A 20,288-nucleotide genomic window follows, 5' to 3' on the forward strand; every position below is an offset into this window, starting at 1 on the left:
GCTTTTACCGGTTGTCCGGCTTTTTTTGCGATTAGATATTTATCTTTTATCAGGGGTTGAATTGTTCAGCGTACAGACCGATTGTGTAAGTAAGAGGTCACGGTGATGACGCCCAAGGGCTTAGCTGACCGGCCTCTCGCGAGCTAGCTGAAATAAGGGATGAACTATGCAAATCCAAGTCAATAGCGATAACCATATTCAAGGCAGTAAACGACTGGAGGAGTGGGTACGTACTACCATTGAGAGCACGCTCGAACGCTACGAAGAAGACCTGACACGTGTCGAGGTCCACCTGCGGGACGAGAACGGCGACAAGCCCGGTCCCCACGATATACGCTGCCAACTGGAGGCGCGGCCAAAAGGCCATCAACCAATTTCCGTCACCCATAAAGCCGCCAACCTGGAACTGGCGATAGACGGGGCTGCCGACAAGCTCGAGCATGCACTGGAACACCTGTTCGGCAAATTGCGCGGCAAGCCACGCGCCGCTGTCGTACCGTTCGAGCGCCGCGCTGATGAGCTGCTGGAAGAAGAGTTTCTTGAGAACGAACAGGCAGCGCTTAACGGCTGACACCTGATTCACTTTTACCTTCCCACTAAAAACGGGCCTGCGAATGCAGGCCCGTTTTGGTTTGTGCCCTGTAGTGAGTGAGTTTTTTGTGGCTGCGCTTGTGGAGGTGCTCGTAGACCGCGTTATCGTTCATCGCGAGCAAGCTTGCTCCTACAGGAAAAGCAGTCCAGAGGTGGGGGCACCGGGGGGCTAACGCAAGAACGCCTGCCGATATTCACCGGGTGTCCCGCCGAGCGCCTGGCGAAACCGGTTGGTGAAATGGCTGGCGCTGGAAAACCCACAGGCCAGCGCAATCTCACCCAACGGCTGGGATGTCGAACGCAGCAGCTCCCGCGCCCGGTTCAGACGCCGCGCCAGCACATACTGGTGGGGTGGCAGGCCAAAGCTTTCGCGGAACATCCGCGCAAAGTGGTACTCGGACAGTGCGCAAAGCGCCGCCAGTTGGCCCAGGCTGATGGCGTCGGCCAGGTGGCTGTCGATGAACGCCACCAAGTGCCGACGTTGATGCGCGGCCAGCCCGCCCTTTAGGCGCAAACCCTGACGCACGTTGACCTGACTGAGCAGCGCATGGCTGAGCATTTCATGGGCCAGACTGCTGGTGAGCACGCGTTCTCCCGGCTCATCCCAGTTGAGGGCGATCAGCTGTCGAAAGCGCTGGGCTTGCTGTGGGTCTTCGAGAAACGTTTGCTCGCGCAGCTGCAATTCCCGGGGCTCGCGATCAAGCAGAGTGACGCAACCCAAGGCAAATTGTTCGGCACTGAAATACAGGTGTGCCAGGCGAATGTCACCGTTGATTACCCAGCCTGACTGGTGATCGGCCGGCAAGATGCACAATTTGTTCGGGCCACCCATGTTGCCGGGCTGGTCGCGGCGAAAGGTCCCGGTGCCGCCGGCCAGGTAGCAAGACAACGTGTGGTGGCTGGGCGCTTCGTAATCCTGGGCGTCGTGATGATTGCTCCACAAGGCTGCGGACAAGCCGTCACCGAGCTCGGCGCTGTGCTCGAGGCGAGCATTGGGCGAGCGGTTGAGGGCTTGAAAAACTTGTAGGGTATCCAGTGCAGCCATGATCGTTGCTCTCTAACACCTGCATCCAACGCCTTGCATCCTACTCCGTAGCCGTTCGCCTGCCAGCCCGGCGCCGGACAAAACCGCAAGTTTATGCAAGTGCACCGAGGCGAGGCGCAGGACACTGATTCCCTATCGAGGAGCTTTGTCATGAACCTGTCTTTGTATTTGCTGACGGTGCTGATCTGGGGCACCACCTGGATTGCCCTCAAATGGCAACTGGGCGTGGTCGCGATTCCCGTGTCGATCGTTTATCGCTTCGGCCTCGCTGCGCTGGTGTTGTTCGTGATCTTGCTGTTGAGCCGACGGCTGCAAGTGATGAACCGGCGTGGGCATCTGATCTGTCTGGCGCAAGGTGTGTGCCTGTTTTGCATCAATTTCATGTGCTTTCTTACCGCCAGCCAATGGATCCCCAGCGGTCTGGTCGCGGTGGTGTTTTCCACCGCCACGTTGTGGAACGCGCTGAACGCGCGGGTGTTCTTCGGCCAGAAAATCGCACGCAACGTCTTGATGGGCGGTGCGCTGGGGCTGTTCGGGCTTGGTTTGTTGTTCTGGCCTGAACTCGCGGGGCACACTGCCAGCCCGGAAACCTTGCTCGGCCTGGGGCTGGCGTTGTGCGGGACCTTGTGTTTTTCGGCGGGCAACATGCTCTCGAGCCTGCAGCAGAAGGCCGGTCTCAAGCCGCTGACCACCAACGCCTGGGGCATGGCTTACGGTGCAGCCATGCTCTCGGTGTGGTGCCTGGTCAAAGGCATTCCGTTCGACATGGAATGGAATGCACGCTACATCGGTTCGTTGTTGTATCTGGTGATTCCGGGCTCGGTGATCGGGTTCACCGCCTACCTGACGCTGGTTGGGCGCATGGGGCCGGAGCGTGCCGCGTACTGCACCGTTCTGTTCCCGGTAGTGGCGCTCAACGTGTCAGCGTTTGCCGAGGGCTATCAGTGGACTGCGCCGGCATTGGTGGGTCTGTTACTGGTGATGGCGGGCAACGTCCTGGTGTTTCGTAAAGTACGAGTACCGCAGGTGCAGGGAAGCGGCAAACTGGCCTAACGCTGCGAGATCGAGCGCCTCACTACTCAGCGCTCGATCTTGCAAGCGGTAAAGAACAATAGCGGTAATATGAAGTCGACAATGTTTCGCGCCCAATCCTTATAGTTCCAGTCTTTTGATTCATCCATGTTGAACCATTCGATGCCGATCACTTGAAAGCAAATGTAATAAAGAAAGATTGCAATCAGTAATCCAATAATGGCGGGCTTTTTTGATTCGTGAAATGCCTCGTCGCTGGTGTTTATGTTTCTGTAGAGATTAAAAGTTCCGATGATGCAGAGTGTGGTGTAAATGACCTCCAATGTGATGATCAACCAATAAATTCGATGGTGGAGCATCGGCGAGGTAATGGCCCGGTAGCTGTATTTCTCGTTATCGGTAGTGGTGTTCATGCTCAGTATGTGGCCGAGGTATTCGTAATTGGTGGAATAGTCGGTGAAGTTGCTGTGCATCATCAGCAGCCCAAATAGGCTGAAGAAAAGCATCAGGGCGACTTTGCTGATTTTGATGAGTTGGTTGGTGGTGAGTTGATTCAACTTTTAGTTTCTCCATTTAATTCCGGTCAGGTTCGGAAAGTTAAATGGAGTCTATCGCGTGGTGCGTTTGTTTGATGGCGGACTGAATTTCAGAGTGTGTATGGGTTGTTTGTTTGGCGTTGTTTTCAAGTGGCATCATTCTGTTTGTAGTTGGGCAGGTGTTATCAACACCTGCCCCTTTTTACATCAACCTTTCCAGACTTGCGGGTTGACCAGGTCCTGAGGGCGTTCGCCCAGCAAGGCACTGCGCAAGTTGTCCAGGGCGCGATTGGCCATCGCGTCGCGGGTTTCATGGGTGGCTGAACCGATGTGCGGCAACGTTACGGCGTTTTTCAACTGGAAGAGCGGCGACTCCGCCAGGGGTTCCTTCTCGTAGACGTCCAGCCCTGCACCGCGAATCCGATTGTTTTGCAGCGCTTCGATCAGTGCCGGTTCATCGACTACCGGGCCACGGGCGATGTTCACCAGAATGGCGCTGGGCTTCATCAGCGCCAGTTCTCGGTGGCTGATCAAGTGTCTGGTTTTTTCGCTGAGCGGCACCACCAGGCAGACGAAATCAGCTTCGGCCAGCAATTGATCGAGGCTGCGGTACTGTGCACCGAGCTCCTGTTCCAGCTCGGTTTTGCGGCTGTTGCCACTGTAGATGACTGGCATGTTGAACCCCAGTCGACCGCGTCGGGCGATGGCCGCTCCGATATTGCCCATGCCGACGATGCCCAGGGTCTTGCCGTGCACATCGCAACCGAACAGCGGCGCACCGACAGTGGCCTGCCATTGCCCGGCCTTGGTCCAGGCGTCGAGCTCGGCAACGCGGCGGGCGCTGCTCATCAACAGGGCAAACGCCAGGTCGGCGGTACTTTCGGTGAGCACGTCCGGCGTGTTGGTCAACATGATCCCGCGTTCGTTGAAGTAGGCCAGGTCATAGTTGTCGTAGCCCACCGAAACGCTGGAGACGACTTCCAGTTTGGTGGCGTTTTCCAGTTGCGCACGGCCGAGCTTGCGACCCACACCGATCAAGCCGTGGGTATGGGGCAGTGCTTCGTTGAACTGGGCATTGATGTCACCGTTTTTCGGATTCGGCACGATGACGTCGAAGTCTTGTTGCAGACGTTCAACCATTGCAGGAGTGACGCGGCTGAACGCAAGGACAGTCTTTTTCATGGGAGGCAGGCTCGTCGGGGCGGTGAAGAATGCTTAGCAAGCTACAAGTTTCAAGCGGCAGGCTGCAAGTCAAAAAGCCGCTCCCATTGCTTTTAACTTGAAGCCTGCCGCTTGAAGCTTGTCGCTGCCGTTCCGTTTATACTGGCGCCTTTCGCGGCTCGCTCACCGGGCCCGACACTTTATGCATCACCCGGAGCTTTCATGACTTCCCCGAAACAACCGCCGGTCGCCGACGCTTTGAGCGACGAACAGGCAGAGCTGCCAGACAGCGTCGACTCCAGCGCCGACAGCGAAACCCAAGCCGAGATCCCCGCGTTCAAGTTCCCGTTCAAACCGGGTGAGCTGGCGTCCGCCAAGGGTTCCAACCAGCCGTGGTACAAAAACGGCGCCAAGAACGGCCACACCAAAACCCCGGGAATGGCACCGCCGGGGACTCGTCGGTCGATGGGTAAGCGCTAGGCCTTCGACACATGGAACAGCCATTCGCTGCCCCACTCAGGCAACGTTTGCCCAGCCAGGTCGTCGACAATAAACTCGGGCTCTTTTTCCCCGGATTCTGGCGGACACTCCTTCACGGCGGTGTTCAGGGGAATGTGCGAGTTGATTTCCATCGGATAAATGCGCATCCGAGGTCATGAGACGGCGATTCAGCGGAATCAGAGTGGAATCGGCTCCCGGCGGATCGCACGCATGCCAACGCTTTCATACAATCGCCGCGCCTGAAGGTTGTCTTCCCTCACCTTCAGGTCGACAAAACCCTCGCGCCGCTGCTGGAACACCTTGAAGGCCTGCAACAGCAGCGCTCGCCCCAGTCCCCGCCCCTGGAACCGTGGATGCACCACCAGATTCTTGATGTAGGCGCTGGTCCAGCAGTGGCACACGCCCACGACACCTTCGTTGTCCAGGGCGATGAAACACAGCGCCGGGTCATATTCCGGGTCGGTTTCGAATTGCCGTTGCCACATGTCCAATGTCGCCACGCGACCGCCGCCATCGAGATAACCGAGTTCCATCAAACGGTGCACGGCGTCGGCGAGTTCGGGGCGGTATTCAGTCAATTGCAGATCCGCAGGCCAATTGATGGCCGGCACGGCTTCAGTGAGGTCGCGCCGCATTAACCAACAAAAATCTTCAGTCAAGACTCAATAACCCTGCTCGGCGACAGCCTTGGCCGCGGTGATCAGGCACTGGGTCAGTTCTGGTGATGAAAACTTGGTCAGCACCGCGTTTGCTCCCGCCACTCGAGCTTTCTCGGCATTCATCGCGCTGTCCAGCGAGGTGTGCAACAGTACATAAAGGTGGGCGAAATCCGGGGTTTCGCGCAGGGTGCGGGTGAACGCGTAGCCGTCCATCTCCGACATTTCGATGTCCGAGACGATCAGGTTGATCTGCTGGGCAGTGCCTTGCAGGTCCAACAAGCAGTCGATGGCTTCCTTGGCGCTGCGGGCAGTGTGGCATTGCAGACCGAGGTTGCGCAGGGTGTGCACCGATTGTTGCAGGGCGACCTGGCTGTCATCGACCACCAGAATTCGCGCGCTGCCCAGGATTTCGGCGTCTTCCATGCTCAGTTCGGTCGGGGCTGCTTCGATTTGCACTGGGGCGATGCCGTGGATGACTTTTTCGATGTCCAGCACCTGCACCAGCGTGCCATCGACCGAGGTGACGCCAGTGATGTACGCCCGCCCGCCGCCCGAACCGAAGGGCGGTGGGCGGATGTCGGTGGTCAGGCAATGAACGATCTTGCTCACGGCTTGCACGTGCAGGCCCTGCTTGGAGCGGCTGACGTCGGTGACGATCAGGCAGCCGCCGTTCGGGTCTTCCAGCGGCCGCTCGCCGATGGCACGGCTGAGGTCGATCACCGACAGCGACGCACCGCGCAGCGTGGCGATGCCTTTGACGTGGGGATGGGACTCCGGCAGCTTGGTCAGCGGCGGGCAGGGAATGATTTCGCTGACTTTGAGCAGGTTGATCGCCATCAACTTGCCGCTGCGCAAGGTAAACAGCAGAAGCGAAAGTGAATCTGCGCGGGCTTTGGTGGTGGACATAAGAACCTTCTCGGGAAAAAGGTGATGGGCTGTCGCGGGATCGACGACAGCTATTGATGCCGGGTTATCGACTTGTTTGGGGCAGGCTTTAGGGGGAGTGCCTCATCTCGGACCAAACGGTGAAACTTTGTGGCGAGGGAGCTTGCTCCCGCTGGAGGGCGAAGCACTCCCCCCTGCATTCCATCAGGCAGAGCTCGGCGGCAACAAATACGACTGCTGCGCAGCCGAGCGGGAGCAAGCTCCCTCACCACAGAAGTGGCTATCGCCAGATACACTCATTTACTTCATCCCCAACCGCTTGGCCATCCGCCCCAGGTTCGCCCGATCCAAGCCTAGCTCACGGGCCGCACTGGCCCAGTTGTGGTGATGCCGCTCCAGGCAGGCGCCGATCAGTTGGCGTTGGTAACGCTCGGTGGCCTCGCGCAAATCGCCCGTTACGGCATCCATCATGGCAGCGGCGGGTTGTACTTCGGCGGTTTCGGCGCTGGCGTTGGGCAAGTCCAGATCGGCCGCACTCAGGCTGAGGATTTTCGGTCGCTCCTTGCAGCTGCCCAAGGCTTTCAAGGCGCTGCGGCCGATCAGGTGCTCCAGTTCGCGCACGTTGCCGGGCCAGTCATAGGCCAGCAGTGCCGCCTGCGCATCGGCGTTCAGGCGCAGGCTGTTGAGGCCCATGCGCGAGCGGTTCTGCTCCAGGAAGTAGCCGCTGAGCAACAGCACATCACGGCTGCGATCACGCAGGGCCGGGACCAGCAGTGGATAAACGCTGAGGCGATGATAAAAGTCGGCACGGTAGCGGCCGCTGCGCACTTCTTCGGCCAGGTCGCGGTTGGTGGCCGCGATCAGGCGCACGTCGACCTGATGTTCCTTGTCCGAGCCCAGTCGCTGCAATTGACCGCTTTGCAGCACGCGCAGCAATTTGGCCTGGACCGTCAGCGACAACTCGCCGACCTCATCGAGAAACAGCGTGCCGCCATTGGCCAGTTCGAATTTGCCGCGACGGTCATTCAGCGCCCCGGTGAAGGCGCCGCGAACATGGCCGAACAACTCGCTCTCCACCAAGGTGTCCGGCAGTGCGGCGCAGTTGAGGCTGATGATCGGCTTGTCGGCGCGGGGCGAGGCGGCGTGAATGGCCTGGGCCACCAGCTCTTTGCCGACCCCGGTTTCGCCGGTAATCAGCACGGTGAGATCGCTGCCGCCGACCAGATTGATTTCCTCCACCAGCCGCTTGTGCGCCTTGCTCTGGCCGATCATCTCGCGAGTCTGCTGACCGCTGGCCTGGCGATAGACCTCGGCGCGCTGGTGCTCGTCCTCCACCCGATTGTTCAATCGCTCGATGCGTTCTGCGGCGTTGACGGTCGCGGCGGCTAGGCTGGCGAAGGCTTGCAGGGCATCCAGTTCGATCGGTTCAAAACGCTCGGGGTCGAGGGCGTCCAGTGTCAGCAAACCCCACGGACGCTCATCGATAAACAGCGGGCAACCCATGCAGTCGTGGACTTCCAGATGATCATCCAGGCCATCGACCAAACCGTCATACGGGTCGGGCAGATCGCTGTCGGCGGCGAAACGGGTCGGTCCCGGGCTGGCAAGCAGCGCTTCGAAACGCGGGTGCTCGCTGACTTTGAAGCGTCGGCCCAGTGTGTCGGTGCTCAAACCGTCAACGGCCAGCGGCACCAGCCATTCGCCATCGAGGCGCAGCAGCGCGGCCGCGTCGCACGGGAGCAGGGCGCGCATCGCTTCGAGCAGGCGTCGATAGCGCTCGCCTTCGGGGAGTTCGCGGGACAGGTCAGAGACCAGTGGCAAGAGTGCGGTCAGCAGGGATTTTGCAGTCATAGTGACTCCATGTAGTCGGTATGACTATAAAGCACGTCGTGTCTAAATGACTATAGAGTTATCAAGCTGTTGATTTATAACGATTTAATAGTTGGCATGGAAACTGATACGTATACAGCAAACAGTCAGTCGTCCTGGAGTCACCTTATGCTGAGCGTTCAAGACCGTGCCATCGTCAAATCCACCGTGCCGTTGCTCGAAAGCGGTGGTGAAGCGCTGATCACTCACTTCTACCGCATGATGCTCTCCGAATACCCGCAAGTCCGCCCGTTGTTCAACCAGGCCCACCAGGCCAGCGGTGATCAGCCACGGGCGCTGGCCAACGGCGTATTGATGTATGCGCGCCACATCGACCAGCTCGACCAGTTGGGCGACCTGGTGGCCAAGATCATCAACAAGCATGTGGCCCTGCAGATTCTGCCGGAACACTACCCGATTGTCGGCAGCTGCCTGTTGCGGGCCATCGCCGAAGTGCTGGGCGAAGAAATCGCCACACCAGAAGTGATTGCGGCGTGGGGCGCGGCCTACGGTCAACTGGCGGACATCCTGATCGGTGCCGAAGCCAGCATCTATGACCAAAAGGAACAAGCACCGGGCGGCTGGCGCGGAGCGCGGGAATTCTTCGTCGCGGCCAAGGTTGAAGAGAGCGCGGAAATCACCTCCTTCTACTTCGAGCCGGCGGACAAAGGCCCGATTCTGGCGGCTGAACCCGGCCAGTACATCGGCATGAAACTGACCCTTGATGGCGAAGAAATCCGTCGCAATTATTCGCTGTCGGCGCTGGCGAACAAGGGCCAGTACCGCATCAGCGTCAAGCGTGAAACGGGTGGTCGTGCCTCCAACTTCCTGCACGATCAGTTGCAAGTCGGTGCGAGCATCCAATTGTTCCCGCCAGCGGGCGATTTCACCTTGAGTGCCAGCGACAAGCCGTTGGTGCTGATCAGTGGCGGTGTCGGCATCACCCCGACCATTGCGATGCTCGAAGCGGCGCTGCAAACCCAGCGGCCGATTCACTTTATCCACTGCGCACGCAACGGCAGTGTCCATGCCTTCCGTGACTGGATCGACGGGCTGGCCGAGCGTCATCCACAACTCAAGCGCTTCTATTGCTACTCCGAGGATGACGGCGTGAGCCCGGCGGCGGACAAGGTCGGGTTGTTGAGTCAGCAGCAGTTGCATGAGTGGCTGCCGCAAGAGCGCGATCTGGATGCCTATTTCCTTGGGCCGAAAGGTTTCATGGCGGCCGTCAAACGCCACCTGAAAGCCTTGGGTGTGCCGGAGAAGCAGAGCCGTTACGAGTTCTTCGGGCCGGCTGCGGCGCTGGAGTAAGTCGGCGGGCGCGGTGATCCAGACTCATCGCGTCGCCTTCATCGCGGGCAAGCCACGCTCCCACAGGGTTTTGTGTCGTTCCCATCTATCAGGACCGACACAAAACTCTGTGGGCGTGGCTTGCCGGCGATTGCATCACCTCGGTCTTGAGCTGAAGAAAGTTGGAAAGTTAATCCCTTCTTAACCGCCTTATCGTTTATTCCCCCGAATCCCCCGGACACGTTCCTGACTCTCAAAGGTCCGGATCAGCGTGTAGACTGGCGGGCATTCGGATATTGAAGGGAAACACGATGAGCGAGGAAACCATGCGGTTGGGCCGTGAACGGCGCTATCTGGTGTTGCTGGGCATCATTTGCCTGGCGCTGATCGGCGGTGCGCTGTACATGCAAATTGTCCTGGGCGAAGCGCCTTGCCCGCTGTGCATCCTGCAACGGTATGCGCTGCTGCTGATCGCAATCTTTGCCTTCATTGGTGCGGCCATGCGTTCGCGTCGCAGCATCACGGTATTTGAGACCCTGGTGGTGATCTGCGCGCTGGCCGGTGTCGGCGTTGCCGGGCATCACGTCTATACCCAGTTCTATCCGGCGGTCAGCTGCGGCATCGATGTGCTGCAACCGATCGTAGATAGCCTGCCGTTGGCGAAGATCTTCCCGTTGGGCTTTCAGGTCGACGGTTTCTGCTCCACGCCGTACCCGCCGATCCTCGGTCTGTCGCTGGCACAGTGGGCGCTGTTCGCCTTCGTGCTGATCGTGGTGTTGGTACCGCTGCTGACCTCGCGAAACCGTAAAGCACTGCGCTAAGGTCTGCTGCTGACGCATTTTTGTCGGACAAAAAAAGCCCCGGCCCTCGATAAAAGGGCCGGGGCTTTTTCGTATGGGCGAACGCATTTCAGGGCTCGAGTGAGAAGACCGTGACAGGCGTCAGTCGAGGGTGCGACACGTGTGCGACACGTTGTCACAGTGCGTGTGTCGCAGGGCATTACAGAGTGCGGGATTAGCGCCTGATTACGTAACGGAATTGGCCGCATTCGGGAATTTCACGATTTAGTCATGTCGATCTGAAACAGCCCGTTTTAACAATGCCTGACGAATTGCCAAAGCCCTTGTGACATAGGGGCTCTGGCGAGGTCGTGGGCGCCGGCAAAGCCTTCCGACCTGTCTGAATCGCGGAAGGTAGACCTACTAATTTTGGTGTTTTTGTTGAGAATGTATTTCGATAAGATGCGCCACTTTTACGAAAATGGTGAATGATTGTTGCCGGTTCGGATAAAAATTATTTCGGGATGAGACATGGTTTATAAAACGTTACATATCTACAATCGCCCGCACTGAATTCCCGGCACTGCTCAATCCTTAACCAGGTGCTGAGCAGGAGAAGTGTCGAGAGAGCTTCACGCGACGCCCAGGTGTCGGTGCCTCCAACTATCCGCACCAAATGGAATTGGTCTGTAACAAGGCCTTTGACCACGAATTCGAATAAGAACTCACCGCTAGCCCAGGATTTGTCGAAACGCGTCTGACGCACGACGGGCAGGCCCTTATTCAATCCAAGAAAAATGCCAACCCTTGGCAGGGTGAAGTGTTGGCGATCAAAACCCAACTGCATTGCGCAAGCTGCTTTAGAGGTCGTGAGATGAGTAAAAACAGGTACCCCAGACTACTAGGCTTATTGCCGCTGATCGGCACGTTGCTGCTGTCAGGCTGCAACATGACCTTGCTCAATCCCAAGGGCCAGGTTGGTCTGGACGAGCGAAACCTGATCATCACCGCAACGCTGCTGATGCTGTTGGTCGTGGTTCCGGTCATCGTCATGACGTTCCTGTTCGCCTGGAAATACCGCGCGTCCAACACCAACGCTACCTACACCCCGAAATGGAACCACTCCACCAAGATCGAGATCGCGGTGTGGGCTGTTCCGGTGCTGATCATCATTGCCCTGGGTTACGTCACCTACAAGTCGACCCACGCCCTTGACCCGTACAAGCCGCTGGAATCCGACGTGAAGCCGGTGACCATCGAAGTGGTCGCGCTGGACTGGAAGTGGCTGTTCATCTACCCGGAACAAGGCATCGCCACGGTCAACAAGATCGTGTTCCCGGCACACACCCCGATCAACTTCAAGATCACTTCCGACGCCGTGATGAACTCGTTCTTCATCCCTGCGCTGGGCGGCCAGATCTACGCGATGGCAGGCATGCAGACCAAGCTGCACCTGATCGCCAACGAAAACGCTGAAATGGACGGTATCTCCGCCAACTACAGCGGCGCCGGTTTCACCGGTATGAAATTCAAGGCGATCGCCACTTCCCAGGAAGAATTCGACGCCTGGGTAAGCGAAGTCAAAAAGGCACCTAAACAGCTTGAACAAGCTGAATACGCAGCCCTTGCCAAGCAGAGCCAGAACAACCCAGTCGAGCTCTACTCCTCGGTGACGCCGAACCTGTTCCAGACCATCGTCGACAAGTACGAAGGCATGAAACCAGGTCCGAAAGTGAAGCACGAGAAGAAAGAGAAGGAAGTGGCCGCTACGGACATGGACTCGCATTCAGCTGCCGGGGCAGAGGAGTAAACGATGTTTGGTAAATTAAGTTGGGAAGCGGTCCCGTTCCACGAGCCGATCGTAATGGTGACCATCGCCATGATCGCGCTCGGCGGTCTGGCACTGTTCGCGGGTATCACTTACTTCAAGAAGTGGACCTACCTGTGGACCGAGTGGCTGACGTCGGTCGACCACAAGAAAATCGGCGTGATGTACATCATCGTCGCCATGGTCATGCTGCTGCGCGGCTTTGCCGACGCCATCATGATGCGTACCCAGCTGGCCATGGCCACCGAGGGTTCGCCTGGCTACCTGCCTCCTGAACACTATGACCAGATCTTCACCGCTCACGGTGTGATCATGATCATCTTCATGGCGATGCCATTCTTCACCGGCCTGATGAACCTTGCAGTGCCGCTGCAGATCGGCGCGCGTGACGTTGCCTACCCGTTCCTGAACTCCCTGAGCTTCTGGCTGCTGGTGTCCGGCGTGGTGCTGATCAACCTGTCCCTGGGCGTCGGCGAATTCGCCAAGACCGGCTGGGTTGCCTATCCGCCGCTGTCGGGCCTGCAATACAGCCCTGGCGTGGGGATGGATTACTACATCTGGGCGCTACAGCTATCGGGTCTGGGGACAACGCTGACGGGGGTCAACTTCCTGGCCACCGTGCTGAAAATGCGTACCCCTGGCATGAAGCTGATGGACATGCCGATCTTCACCTGGACCTGCACCTGGGCCAACGTCCTGATCGTGGCTTCGTTCCCGATCCTGACCGCTACCCTAGCACTGCTGACGCTTGACCGTTACATGGATTTCCACATTTTCACCAATGAACTTGGTGGCAATCCGATGATGTACGTGAACCTGTTCTGGGCATGGGGTCACCCTGAGGTGTACATCCTGATCCTGCCAGCGTTCGGTATCTTCTCCGAAGTCATCTCGACCTTCACCGGCAAGAAACTGTTCGGCCACCACTCGATGGTCTACGCATCGGGCGCAATCTCGATCCTGGGCTTCATGGTTTGGCTGCACCACTTCTTCACCATGGGTTCGGGGGCCAGCGTCAACGCCTTCTTCGGTCTGGCGACAATGCTGATTTCCATCCCGACGGGTGTGAAGCTATTCAACTGGCTGTTCACCATCTACCAGGGCCGTTTGCGCTTCACCAGTCAGGTGATGTGGACCCTGGGCTTCATGGTGACCTTCGCCATCGGCGGCATGACCGGCGTACTGCTGGCCATCCCGGGTGCTGACTTCGTTCTGCACAACAGCCTGTTCGTGATCGCGCACTTCCATAACGTGATCATCGGCGGCGCGGTATTCGGCTACATCGCAGGCTTCGCGTTCTACTTCCCTAAAGCGTTCGGCTTCAAGCTGCACGAAGGTTGGGGCAAGGCAGCGTTCTGGTTCTGGATTACCGGCTTCTTCGTCGCGTTCATGCCGCTCTACGTATTGGGCTTCATGGGCATGACCCGTCGTCTGAACGCCACCACCAACCCTGAGTGGGTGCCGTACCTGTACGTCGCCATGTTCGGTGCGGTGATGATCGCTGTCGGCATCGCTTGCCAGCTGATCCAGTTGTACGTCAGCGTGCGTGACCGCAACAAGCCGGAAAACATGTGCGAGCACGGCGACCCGTGGAATGCACACACCCTGGAATGGTCGACCTCGTCGCCACCTCCGTTCTACAACTTCGCCGTACTGCCAAAAGCCGACTGCGTCGATCCGTTCACCGAAGCCAAGGAAGACGGCACCGCGTACAAGGCCCCGGCCAAGTACCAGCCGATCCACATGCCAAACAACACCGCGACCGGTGTGGTCATGGGTGCTCTGTTGACCGTGTTCGGTTTCGCGATGATCTGGCACATCTGGTGGCTGGCAATCGCTAGCCTGGCCGGCACCGTGATCTACTTCGTGATCCACGCGGCCCGTGATGATCAAGGCTATATGGTGCCGGTCGACGTGATCGAACGCATCGAAGCCGAGCAGCACAAGCGTCTGGTTGCGGCAGGGAAAATCCCGGCCACCGCCACCCGTGTTGAAACCTCGTTGGAACAGGCTTAAACCATGTCGAACTTAGTGACCAATGCTGGACACACCCATGTCGATGGACATGGGCATGATGACCATCACCACGACTCGGGCGAGATGACCGTATTCGGTTTCTGGCTCTACCTGATGACCGACTGCATTCTGTTTGCGTCGATCTTCGCGGCGTACGCGGTACTGGTTAACAACGTAGCGGGTGGCCCGTCGGGCCACGACATCTTCGAACTGCCATACGTACTGGGCGAAACCGCTCTGCTGCTGTTCAGTTCGATCACCTACGGTTTCGCCATGCTGGCGTTCTACCGGGGCAACAAGAAACAGGTCCTGGGCTGGTTGGCCCTGACCTTCATGTTCGGTGCCGGCTTCATCGGCATGGAGATCAACGAGTTCCACATCTTGATCTCCGAAGGCTACGGCCCTAGCCGTTCCGGCTTTCTGTCCGGGTTCTTCACCCTGGTCGGCACCCACGGTCTGCACGTGACCAGCGGTCTGATCTGGATGGCGATCATGATGTATCAGGTGCAGAAAAAAGGCCTGACGGCGACCAACAAGACCCGTCTGAGCTGCCTGAGCCTGTTCTGGCACTTCCTGGACGTTGTGTGGATCTGCGTATTCACCGTTGTTTACCTGATGGGGACTATGTAAATGGCTAACACACACTCCCATGACAGCCACGACGCCGGTCACGGCAGCGTCAAGTCCTACGCCATCGGCTTCATCCTGTCGGTGATCCTGACCCTGATCCCGTTCGGTCTGGTGATGTACCCATCGCTGCCGAAGTCGATCACCCTGTTGATCGTGCTGGTCTTCGCCGTGATCCAGGTGCTGGTGCACCTGGTGTACTTCCTGCACCTGGACCGCTCGGCCGCTCAGCGTAACAACGTGATTGCGTTTGTCTTCGCCGCGATCGTGATCGTCCTGCTGGTTGGCCTGTCGCTGTGGATCATGTTCAGCATCCACACGTTCATGATGGCGAAGTGAGGTAAGTCCGCATGTCCCTCAAGCACTTTATCCAAATCACCAAACCGGGGATCATTTTCGGTAACGTGCTTTCTGTGGCAGGCGGATTTTTCCTGGCCTCCAAAGGGCATGTCGATCTGGCCATTTTCCTGGCCGCGATGATCGGCACGTCCCTGGTGGTTGCCTCCGGTTGCGTGTTCAACAACTGCATCGACCGCGACATCGACCTGAAGATGGAGCGCACCAAGAACCGGGCGCTGGTTCAGGGCTTGATCTCCCTGAAACTGGCCCTGATCTATGCGACCGTCCTGGGTGTCGCCGGCGTTGCGCTGTTGTACAAGGTGGCAAACCCGTTGGCTGCTTTGTTCGCGGTCATCGGCTTCGTGATCTACGTCGGCTTCTACAGCCTGTACCTCAAGCGCAAGTCGGTTCACGGCACGCTGGTGGGCAGTCTGTCGGGCGCCATGCCGCCGGTGATTGGTTATGTCGCCGTCAGCAACACCTTCGACATGGCCGCGCTGACCCTGCTGGTGATGTTCAGCCTGTGGCAGATGCCGCATTCCTACGCCATCGCGATCTTCCGCTTCAACGATTACCTGGCCGCATCGATTCCGGTGTTGCCAGTGAAGCGCGGCATCCAGGTGGCCAAGAAGCACATCCTGCTCTACATCCTGGCCTTCCTCGTGGCGACCTTGATGTTGACCTTCAGCGGCTACGCCGGCATGAGCTACCTCGCCGTCGCCGCGGCCATGGGCATGTACTGGCTGTACATGGCCTGGACCGGCTACAAGGCAGTGGATGACACGGTCTGGGCACGCAAACTGTTCGTGTTCTCGATCTTCACCATTACCGCGTTGAGCGTGATGATGTCCCTGGACTTCAAAGTGCCGAGTGAGTTGCTGCTGACGTACGCGCCTTAAGCGTCGGATGCTGTAAAGAAAAGCCCCGCCTTTGAGAGAAGAGCGGGGCTTTTTGTTGGGGCAAATCGCAAGGACTGCTCGTCAGGAAGATGATTCGTCGGTTGCATGACTATAAGCAAGTTGACTATATTTTGCTGATGCGAACCGTATTCTTCGAAACCACATCCTTCACTGCAACCGTTGGCGATTATCTGACGGACGATGAGTATCGTGCTTTGCAGTCGCACATGCAGTTGAACCCGCAAGCGGGTGATGTCATGCCTCGAACAGGCGGTTCCGAAAGCTGCGCTGGGCAGATGGACGCCGAGGTAAAGGTAGTCGAGGTGGCTTGCGGGTTATCTATTATTGGCTTATGAATGATGGCCAGTTCTGGATGTTTGCAATTTATGACAAAGATGAGCTTGAGAACTTGACCGCCGACCAAGAGAAGGTGCTCAAGAAAGCCATAGAGACAGAGTTGAAAAAACGAGGTACCCCATGAAAAAACGCGACCTGTTTGCAGAGTTGATGCAGGGCGTTGATGAGATGGCGGCTCAACGCGAAGGCAAGATTACGCTACGCAATACGTCCATCGAGGACATTCCGGCTCCAGAAGTGGGGGCGCAAGAAATCGTCGCGCTACGGGAAAAGCTGCACATGTCTCAAGCGGTTTTTGCCAAACGTATTCGAACCAGCCCCAGCACCTTGAGAAACTGGGAGCAGGAAAAGTCGAAGCCCAACGCTCAGGCTGCCTTGTTGATCAGGCTGGTGGAGAAATTCCCGGATATGGTGGATCGACTGGCAGTGGTTTGATTGAGTCAGCGAACACCTGAAAAGCCCCGCTTTCGAAAGAATGGCGGGGCTTTTTCATTTACGTGCGGTTGTTACACGGTGCATCGAGCACCTTCACCACGTCGTCGATGATTGCTTTGCTCATGTCCTGCAAAAAATGCGAGGCCCAGGCGTGTCGGTCGGAGTCGCGGACCATGGCGGCGTCTGAGGCGAGCAGTTTGGCGAGGTGGAGCAGGTCGGAGGCGTGTGAGAGGGCCTGAATGATCGGGACTCCACGGTTGATGCGAAACAGTGGTTCGTTAGCGAGGTAGGAGAAAGGGGTGAGGCCGATGGTTTTCAGGTCTTGGGGATTGGTCATTGAGCAACTCCTATATTTCAGTAGAGCTGCCCCATTCGTTCTCAGGCGAATGGGTGGCAGCTATGCGCAGGCTGAGAACCGGGAAATATAGAAACCGGCAGACCCGAAGGCCTCCCACGCACAGCCGCCATTGCACGAAGTCAGATATCCAAAAGTCTGTAATCGTGTTTCGACATTGAGGCGCCGATATATTACCCGGGTTCTCAGGCCCGGTCGCTGAATTGGCAGCGACGGGTCGAAGTTAGTCGGCGAGGGTGAGCTCGGCAATCGTAGCGATCTGGTGGCCGGGGGTGTCAGCGGTCGTTTGGACAGCGCAAACCCCCTGTAGGAGCGAGCCTGCTCGCGATGGCGGTGTGTCAGGCGACATTGATGCTGGATGTGACGGCCCTATCGCGAGCAGGCTCGCTCCTACAGGGGATAGGCGGTGGTCGGTTATTTTTGGGGCTTGTCCAGCAATCGGAAAAACCGCTCCCGCACCTGCACGTGATCGCTGTGCGCCACGTTGAACCGCAGAAACTGATTGGCATCCGCCGCTTTGCTGAGCAAGGTTCCCGGTGCCAAAACCAGGTCTATTTCCAGGCCCTTTCTGGCCAGGGACTCGGCCTGGAATCCATCCGGCAATCGCGTCCAGATGTACAAACCTTCGCCGGGCAGCGACGACGCCGAACACCCGGCTTCGCCCAGCCACGCCGCCACGCGGCTGTTCGACTCATAGAGCCGATCCACCGTGCGACGCATGTGTTTGGCATAGCTGCCGTCGCTGAGCATGGTGCAGATAATCTGCTCGGCCATTTCCGAGGTCATGCCACCGCAGGCCATTTTCAGGGTCACCATCCGCGCCGCCAGTAATGGTGAAACCACCGCGAAGCTGACGCGGCTGTTGGCCGTCAGGGTCTTGGAGAACCCTGAGACATAAGACACGTTGTCCAACCCGCTCGCGGCCAGGCGCGGCGTTCGGCGTTGCTGCATGTCGCAGTACAAATCGTCTTCGAGGATGTGAAAATTGTAGCGATGGCTCAACTCCAGCAAGCGGTAAACCTGCGTCGCAGTGAACGAATGCCCGGTCGGGTTGTGCAGGGCATTGTTGGTCATGTAGAGCACGGGGCGATGGGTGATCAGCAGTTGCTCGAACGCTTCCAGGTCCATGCCGTCGCAATCGCGGCGGATGCTGATGACCTTGGCGCCGTGCCAGGCCAGATTGGTGTGCATCGTGAAATAACACGGGTCGTCGAGCAGCACCGTGTCGCCGGGTTTGACCAGCAGGCGCATCAGCATGTCGATGGCTTGTACGGTGTTGGCGGTGGTGATGATCTGCTCGACCGGCACTTCGATGCCCAAGGTCGACATCTTGACCTGCAAGGCCTGGCGCAGTGGCAGGTAACCGCTGGCGTTACCGTATTCACCCATGCGCAGGGCCGTCGCGCGAAGGGTGCCGCGCACGGCTTTGAGCAACTCTTCGGCAGGCAGCCACGAAGAAGGCAGGAAACCGGCACCCGGACGCAGCGCGCCGTTGTCCTGAAGTACGGCGCGACGGACCACACTGGGAGTGTCTTGCGGGAGCAGGTCCGGGCTGGTATCGGTCTGGACCGTGGTGATGGAGCGATGCACGTAGTGCCCCGAGCCCTGGCGTGACACCACCAGGCCCTTGGCGCGCAAGCGATCCAGAGCGTCAACCACCGTGGATTTACCCACGTTCATCAAGTCGGAGAGTTCGCGAATCGGCGGCAGCCTGGAGCCGTGGGGCAGGCCGCCCTGGCTGATCGCCACGGCCAATTGATCAACGATCTGCTGCACCAGCGGCACACCCGGCTGGAACTCGATCGCGGCGATCACTGCGCGCTGAACCTGCATTTTACTGGTCTCTCCGGCAGTAAAGTTCGTTGGATTCTATACGAACTTGCTCTGACCAAGACAGGCATCTCTTTCTACTATCACTTTGGAGAGTTTGCGGATTGTCGACCGTTGCCGGGTTGCACAGTCACCCGGTTCAAGAGGTGTTGGATGAGTGTAGAAACAGCCGCCGTCGTGGCGAAACCGGTGATCAACCTGCGGTTGTTCACCATTCGGATCATCACGGCCGTGGCGCTGTTTGCGGTGCTGGGCAAGGCCAACGTCTGGCTCGATACCGCCACCAACAGTATTCTGGCCCTGGGTTATCGGGCCTTGTTATTGCTGTTGCCGTTGACCTTGCTGGTCCTCGGTCGCCGTTCCTTGGGCGTCACGCTGCTGTGCGCTGCCCTCGGGCTGGTGCTGCTGGCGGTGACTCACAATCAGGGCGTCATCATGTTCGCCGCGGCGTTGTTTGCCTACGGCATTGCGATTGCCGGTTACCTGATCAAGAGCGAAGCGGCGCAAACCAAGGAAGGTGCGGCCTACAACCGTGTCGCCATGAACATGGGCAGCCTGTTGGCAGGGCTCATTTTGCTGTCGCCGCTACTGACCCCAACGATGTTTTTCCTCGGCGCCGCCAGTTTCGTCCTGCTGTGCCTGCCCATCGCGATGGGGGCAACGTTCACCACTGAAGCCGCAGTGGCCCGTCCGGCCAGCCAGGATGGCAGCGGCTGGCGCAACAAACTGCCGTGGATCATTGCCGGCATCATCATGGGCATCAAGCTGTTCGGTGTGTTCTCGATCCTGCCGCAAGCGATCCTGCTGGAGACCGGCGAACTGCCGGTCTGGTATGGCCTGATGCTGATCCTCAACAGTGCCGTCGTGGTCTTCGCGCAAGTGCCGGTCATGAAGCTGATCGAGCGCACCGGGCGCTTCAAGGTCTTGGCGGTGATCGGGATCATTGCCGGCGGATTTGCCGTGCTGTCTGTCCCTGCCGCGTTCCATGTCGAAACCCTGGTCGGCGCGTTGATCTGGGTGGCGCTGCTGTCCATCGCCGAATGCGCGTTCAGCCACCTCGACTACTTCTCGGTCAAACAAAACAACATGTTCGTCAAAGAGGTGTCCCTGGGCGTTGGTGCCGGGCTGACGGTGCTGATCATGCGGGTCATGCCGCCGCCCTACAACGCTCTGGTGCTGGCCGCTATCGGCGCTGGCGGGATCCTGGTCTGGTACTGGCTCAATCGCAAGTCCATTGCGTCGCTGCATGACTGA

General features: G+C 58.3%; 20 protein-coding genes and 2 pseudogenes. 13 read left to right on the forward strand and 9 right to left on the reverse strand.

Features of this window, described 5'->3' with window-relative positions:
- The first annotated feature begins 166 nt into the window (after positions 1–166).
- A complete protein-coding gene (locus QYH43_RS00990) occupies positions 167–571 on the forward strand; it encodes an HPF/RaiA family ribosome-associated protein (protein WP_095059833.1) in 405 nt (134 codons plus the stop codon).
- Between the two features lie 189 nt (positions 572–760).
- On the opposite strand, the gene QYH43_RS00995 is transcribed toward QYH43_RS00990, so the two are convergent.
- Positions 761–1,636: an AraC family transcriptional regulator gene (locus QYH43_RS00995; RefSeq protein WP_095059832.1), complete on the reverse strand. Its 876-nt coding sequence runs from the start codon at positions 1,634–1,636 to the stop codon at positions 761–763.
- 150 nt (positions 1,637–1,786) lie between these two features.
- On the opposite strand from QYH43_RS00995, the gene QYH43_RS01000 reads away from it, so the two are divergent.
- Positions 1,787–2,689: a DMT family transporter gene (locus QYH43_RS01000; protein ID WP_095059831.1), complete on the forward strand. Its 903-nt coding sequence runs from the start codon at positions 1,787–1,789 to the stop codon at positions 2,687–2,689.
- A gap of 26 nt (positions 2,690–2,715) precedes the next feature.
- Here QYH43_RS01000 and QYH43_RS01005 read toward each other — a convergent pair whose 3' ends face one another.
- Together QYH43_RS01005 and QYH43_RS01010 are read right to left on the reverse strand one after the other, a co-directional pair.
- The gene (locus QYH43_RS01005) at positions 2,716–3,225 is read right to left on the reverse strand and encodes a DUF2165 domain-containing protein (protein WP_095059830.1); all 510 of its coding nucleotides are present in this window, start codon (positions 3,223–3,225) and stop codon (positions 2,716–2,718) included.
- A 186-nt stretch (positions 3,226–3,411) separates the two neighbouring features.
- Positions 3,412–4,386 (reverse strand): D-glycerate dehydrogenase, encoded by a 975-nt coding sequence (locus QYH43_RS01010; RefSeq protein WP_095059829.1) that lies wholly within the window; start codon positions 4,384–4,386, stop codon positions 3,412–3,414.
- A 201-nt stretch (positions 4,387–4,587) separates the two neighbouring features.
- On the opposite strand from QYH43_RS01010, the gene QYH43_RS01015 reads away from it, so the two are divergent.
- Positions 4,588–4,845, forward strand: a complete 258-nt coding sequence (locus QYH43_RS01015) for a hypothetical protein (protein ID WP_095059828.1) — start codon at positions 4,588–4,590, stop codon at positions 4,843–4,845.
- A gap of 65 nt (positions 4,846–4,910) precedes the next feature.
- On the opposite strand, the pseudogene QYH43_RS01020 reads toward QYH43_RS01015, so the two are convergent.
- From QYH43_RS01020 to norR, 4 genes and pseudogenes are all read right to left on the reverse strand, one after another.
- Positions 4,911–5,009 (reverse strand): annotated as a pseudogene (locus tag QYH43_RS01020) (YkgJ family cysteine cluster protein); the annotation flags it as partial.
- A gap of 33 nt (positions 5,010–5,042) precedes the next feature.
- The gene (locus QYH43_RS01025) at positions 5,043–5,501 is read right to left on the reverse strand and encodes an N-acetyltransferase (protein WP_095059827.1); all 459 of its coding nucleotides are present in this window, start codon (positions 5,499–5,501) and stop codon (positions 5,043–5,045) included.
- Positions 5,502–5,528: 27 nt separating this feature from the next.
- Positions 5,529–6,431: a chemotaxis protein CheV gene (locus tag QYH43_RS01030; RefSeq protein WP_095059826.1), complete on the reverse strand. Its 903-nt coding sequence runs from the start codon at positions 6,429–6,431 to the stop codon at positions 5,529–5,531.
- A 279-nt stretch (positions 6,432–6,710) separates the two neighbouring features.
- Entirely contained in the window at positions 6,711–8,261 is a 1,551-nt protein-coding gene (norR, locus tag QYH43_RS01035) for a nitric oxide reductase transcriptional regulator NorR (protein ID WP_301155911.1), read from the reverse strand.
- Between the two features lie 147 nt (positions 8,262–8,408).
- Here norR and hmpA point away from each other — a divergent pair, with 147 nt between their 5' ends.
- The 9 genes and pseudogenes from hmpA to QYH43_RS01080 all read left to right on the forward strand — a co-directional run bounded on the left by hmpA (position 8,409) and on the right by QYH43_RS01080 (position 16,849).
- Complete coding sequence (hmpA, locus tag QYH43_RS01040; protein ID WP_095059824.1) at positions 8,409–9,590, forward strand: NO-inducible flavohemoprotein; 1,182 nt, start codon at positions 8,409–8,411, stop codon at positions 9,588–9,590.
- Between the two features lie 290 nt (positions 9,591–9,880).
- Positions 9,881–10,390 (forward strand): disulfide bond formation protein B, encoded by a 510-nt coding sequence (locus QYH43_RS01045; protein WP_301155913.1) that lies wholly within the window; start codon positions 9,881–9,883, stop codon positions 10,388–10,390.
- Between the two features lie 832 nt (positions 10,391–11,222).
- On the forward strand, positions 11,223–12,158 hold the full coding sequence (gene cyoA, locus QYH43_RS01050; RefSeq protein WP_095059822.1) for a ubiquinol oxidase subunit II: 936 nt from the start codon (positions 11,223–11,225) through the stop codon (positions 12,156–12,158).
- Between the two features lie 3 nt (positions 12,159–12,161).
- Positions 12,162–14,192, forward strand: coding sequence for a cytochrome o ubiquinol oxidase subunit I (gene cyoB / locus QYH43_RS01055; protein ID WP_095059821.1), 2,031 nt, complete (start codon positions 12,162–12,164; stop codon positions 14,190–14,192).
- Between the two features lie 3 nt (positions 14,193–14,195).
- The gene (locus QYH43_RS01060) at positions 14,196–14,822 is read left to right on the forward strand and encodes a cytochrome o ubiquinol oxidase subunit III (protein WP_095059820.1); all 627 of its coding nucleotides are present in this window, start codon (positions 14,196–14,198) and stop codon (positions 14,820–14,822) included.
- Positions 14,823–15,158, forward strand: coding sequence for a cytochrome o ubiquinol oxidase subunit IV (gene cyoD, locus QYH43_RS01065; protein ID WP_095059819.1), 336 nt, complete (start codon positions 14,823–14,825; stop codon positions 15,156–15,158).
- An 11-nt stretch (positions 15,159–15,169) separates the two neighbouring features.
- Entirely contained in the window at positions 15,170–16,057 is an 888-nt protein-coding gene (gene cyoE, locus QYH43_RS01070) for a heme o synthase (protein ID WP_095059818.1), read from the forward strand.
- 137 nt (positions 16,058–16,194) lie between these two features.
- Positions 16,195–16,538 (forward strand): annotated as a pseudogene (locus QYH43_RS01075) (toxin).
- A complete protein-coding gene (locus tag QYH43_RS01080; RefSeq protein WP_075946541.1) occupies positions 16,535–16,849 on the forward strand; it encodes a helix-turn-helix domain-containing protein in 315 nt (104 codons plus the stop codon). Before QYH43_RS01075 ends, QYH43_RS01080 begins: the two are co-directional and overlap by 4 nt.
- 58 nt (positions 16,850–16,907) lie before the next feature.
- Here the strand turns inward: QYH43_RS01080 and QYH43_RS01085 are convergent, their stop codons facing one another.
- Positions 16,908–17,186: a DUF3077 domain-containing protein gene (locus QYH43_RS01085; protein WP_095059817.1), complete on the reverse strand. Its 279-nt coding sequence runs from the start codon at positions 17,184–17,186 to the stop codon at positions 16,908–16,910.
- Between the two features lie 432 nt (positions 17,187–17,618).
- Positions 17,619–19,037, reverse strand: coding sequence for a PLP-dependent aminotransferase family protein (locus tag QYH43_RS01090; protein ID WP_301155923.1), 1,419 nt, complete (start codon positions 19,035–19,037; stop codon positions 17,619–17,621).
- Between the two features lie 150 nt (positions 19,038–19,187).
- On the opposite strand from QYH43_RS01090, the gene QYH43_RS01095 reads away from it, so the two are divergent.
- Entirely contained in the window at positions 19,188–20,288 is a 1,101-nt protein-coding gene (locus QYH43_RS01095) for a hypothetical protein (protein ID WP_095152090.1), read from the forward strand.

Source organism: Pseudomonas sp. C32 (genome assembly GCF_030417915.1).
Lineage (GTDB): Bacteria > Pseudomonadota > Gammaproteobacteria > Pseudomonadales > Pseudomonadaceae > Aquipseudomonas.

Coding starts and splice junctions, on each gene's coding strand:
- QYH43_RS01085 (WP_095059817.1), bottom strand. CDS start 17,186: ATGACCAATCCCCAAGACCTGAAAACCATCGGCCTCACCCCTTTCTCC.
- cyoE (WP_095059818.1), top strand. CDS start 15,170: ATGTCCCTCAAGCACTTTATCCAAATCACCAAACCGGGGATCATTTTC.
- QYH43_RS01045 (WP_301155913.1), top strand. CDS start 9,881: ATGAGCGAGGAAACCATGCGGTTGGGCCGTGAACGGCGCTATCTGGTG.
- QYH43_RS01090 (WP_301155923.1), bottom strand. CDS start 19,037: ATGCAGGTTCAGCGCGCAGTGATCGCCGCGATCGAGTTCCAGCCGGGT.
- cyoB (WP_095059821.1), top strand. CDS start 12,162: ATGTTTGGTAAATTAAGTTGGGAAGCGGTCCCGTTCCACGAGCCGATC.
- QYH43_RS01010 (WP_095059829.1), bottom strand. CDS start 4,386: ATGAAAAAGACTGTCCTTGCGTTCAGCCGCGTCACTCCTGCAATGGTT.
- norR (WP_301155911.1), bottom strand. CDS start 8,261: ATGACTGCAAAATCCCTGCTGACCGCACTCTTGCCACTGGTCTCTGAC.
- QYH43_RS00995 (WP_095059832.1), bottom strand. CDS start 1,636: ATGGCTGCACTGGATACCCTACAAGTTTTTCAAGCCCTCAACCGCTCG.
- hmpA (WP_095059824.1), top strand. CDS start 8,409: ATGCTGAGCGTTCAAGACCGTGCCATCGTCAAATCCACCGTGCCGTTG.
- QYH43_RS01080 (WP_075946541.1), top strand. CDS start 16,535: ATGAAAAAACGCGACCTGTTTGCAGAGTTGATGCAGGGCGTTGATGAG.
- QYH43_RS01030 (WP_095059826.1), bottom strand. CDS start 6,431: ATGTCCACCACCAAAGCCCGCGCAGATTCACTTTCGCTTCTGCTGTTT.
- cyoD (WP_095059819.1), top strand. CDS start 14,823: ATGGCTAACACACACTCCCATGACAGCCACGACGCCGGTCACGGCAGC.
- QYH43_RS00990 (WP_095059833.1), top strand. CDS start 167: ATGCAAATCCAAGTCAATAGCGATAACCATATTCAAGGCAGTAAACGA.
- cyoA (WP_095059822.1), top strand. CDS start 11,223: ATGAGTAAAAACAGGTACCCCAGACTACTAGGCTTATTGCCGCTGATC.
- QYH43_RS01000 (WP_095059831.1), top strand. CDS start 1,787: ATGAACCTGTCTTTGTATTTGCTGACGGTGCTGATCTGGGGCACCACC.
- QYH43_RS01025 (WP_095059827.1), bottom strand. CDS start 5,501: ATGCGGCGCGACCTCACTGAAGCCGTGCCGGCCATCAATTGGCCTGCG.
- QYH43_RS01095 (WP_095152090.1), top strand. CDS start 19,188: ATGAGTGTAGAAACAGCCGCCGTCGTGGCGAAACCGGTGATCAACCTG.
- QYH43_RS01015 (WP_095059828.1), top strand. CDS start 4,588: ATGACTTCCCCGAAACAACCGCCGGTCGCCGACGCTTTGAGCGACGAA.
- QYH43_RS01060 (WP_095059820.1), top strand. CDS start 14,196: ATGTCGAACTTAGTGACCAATGCTGGACACACCCATGTCGATGGACAT.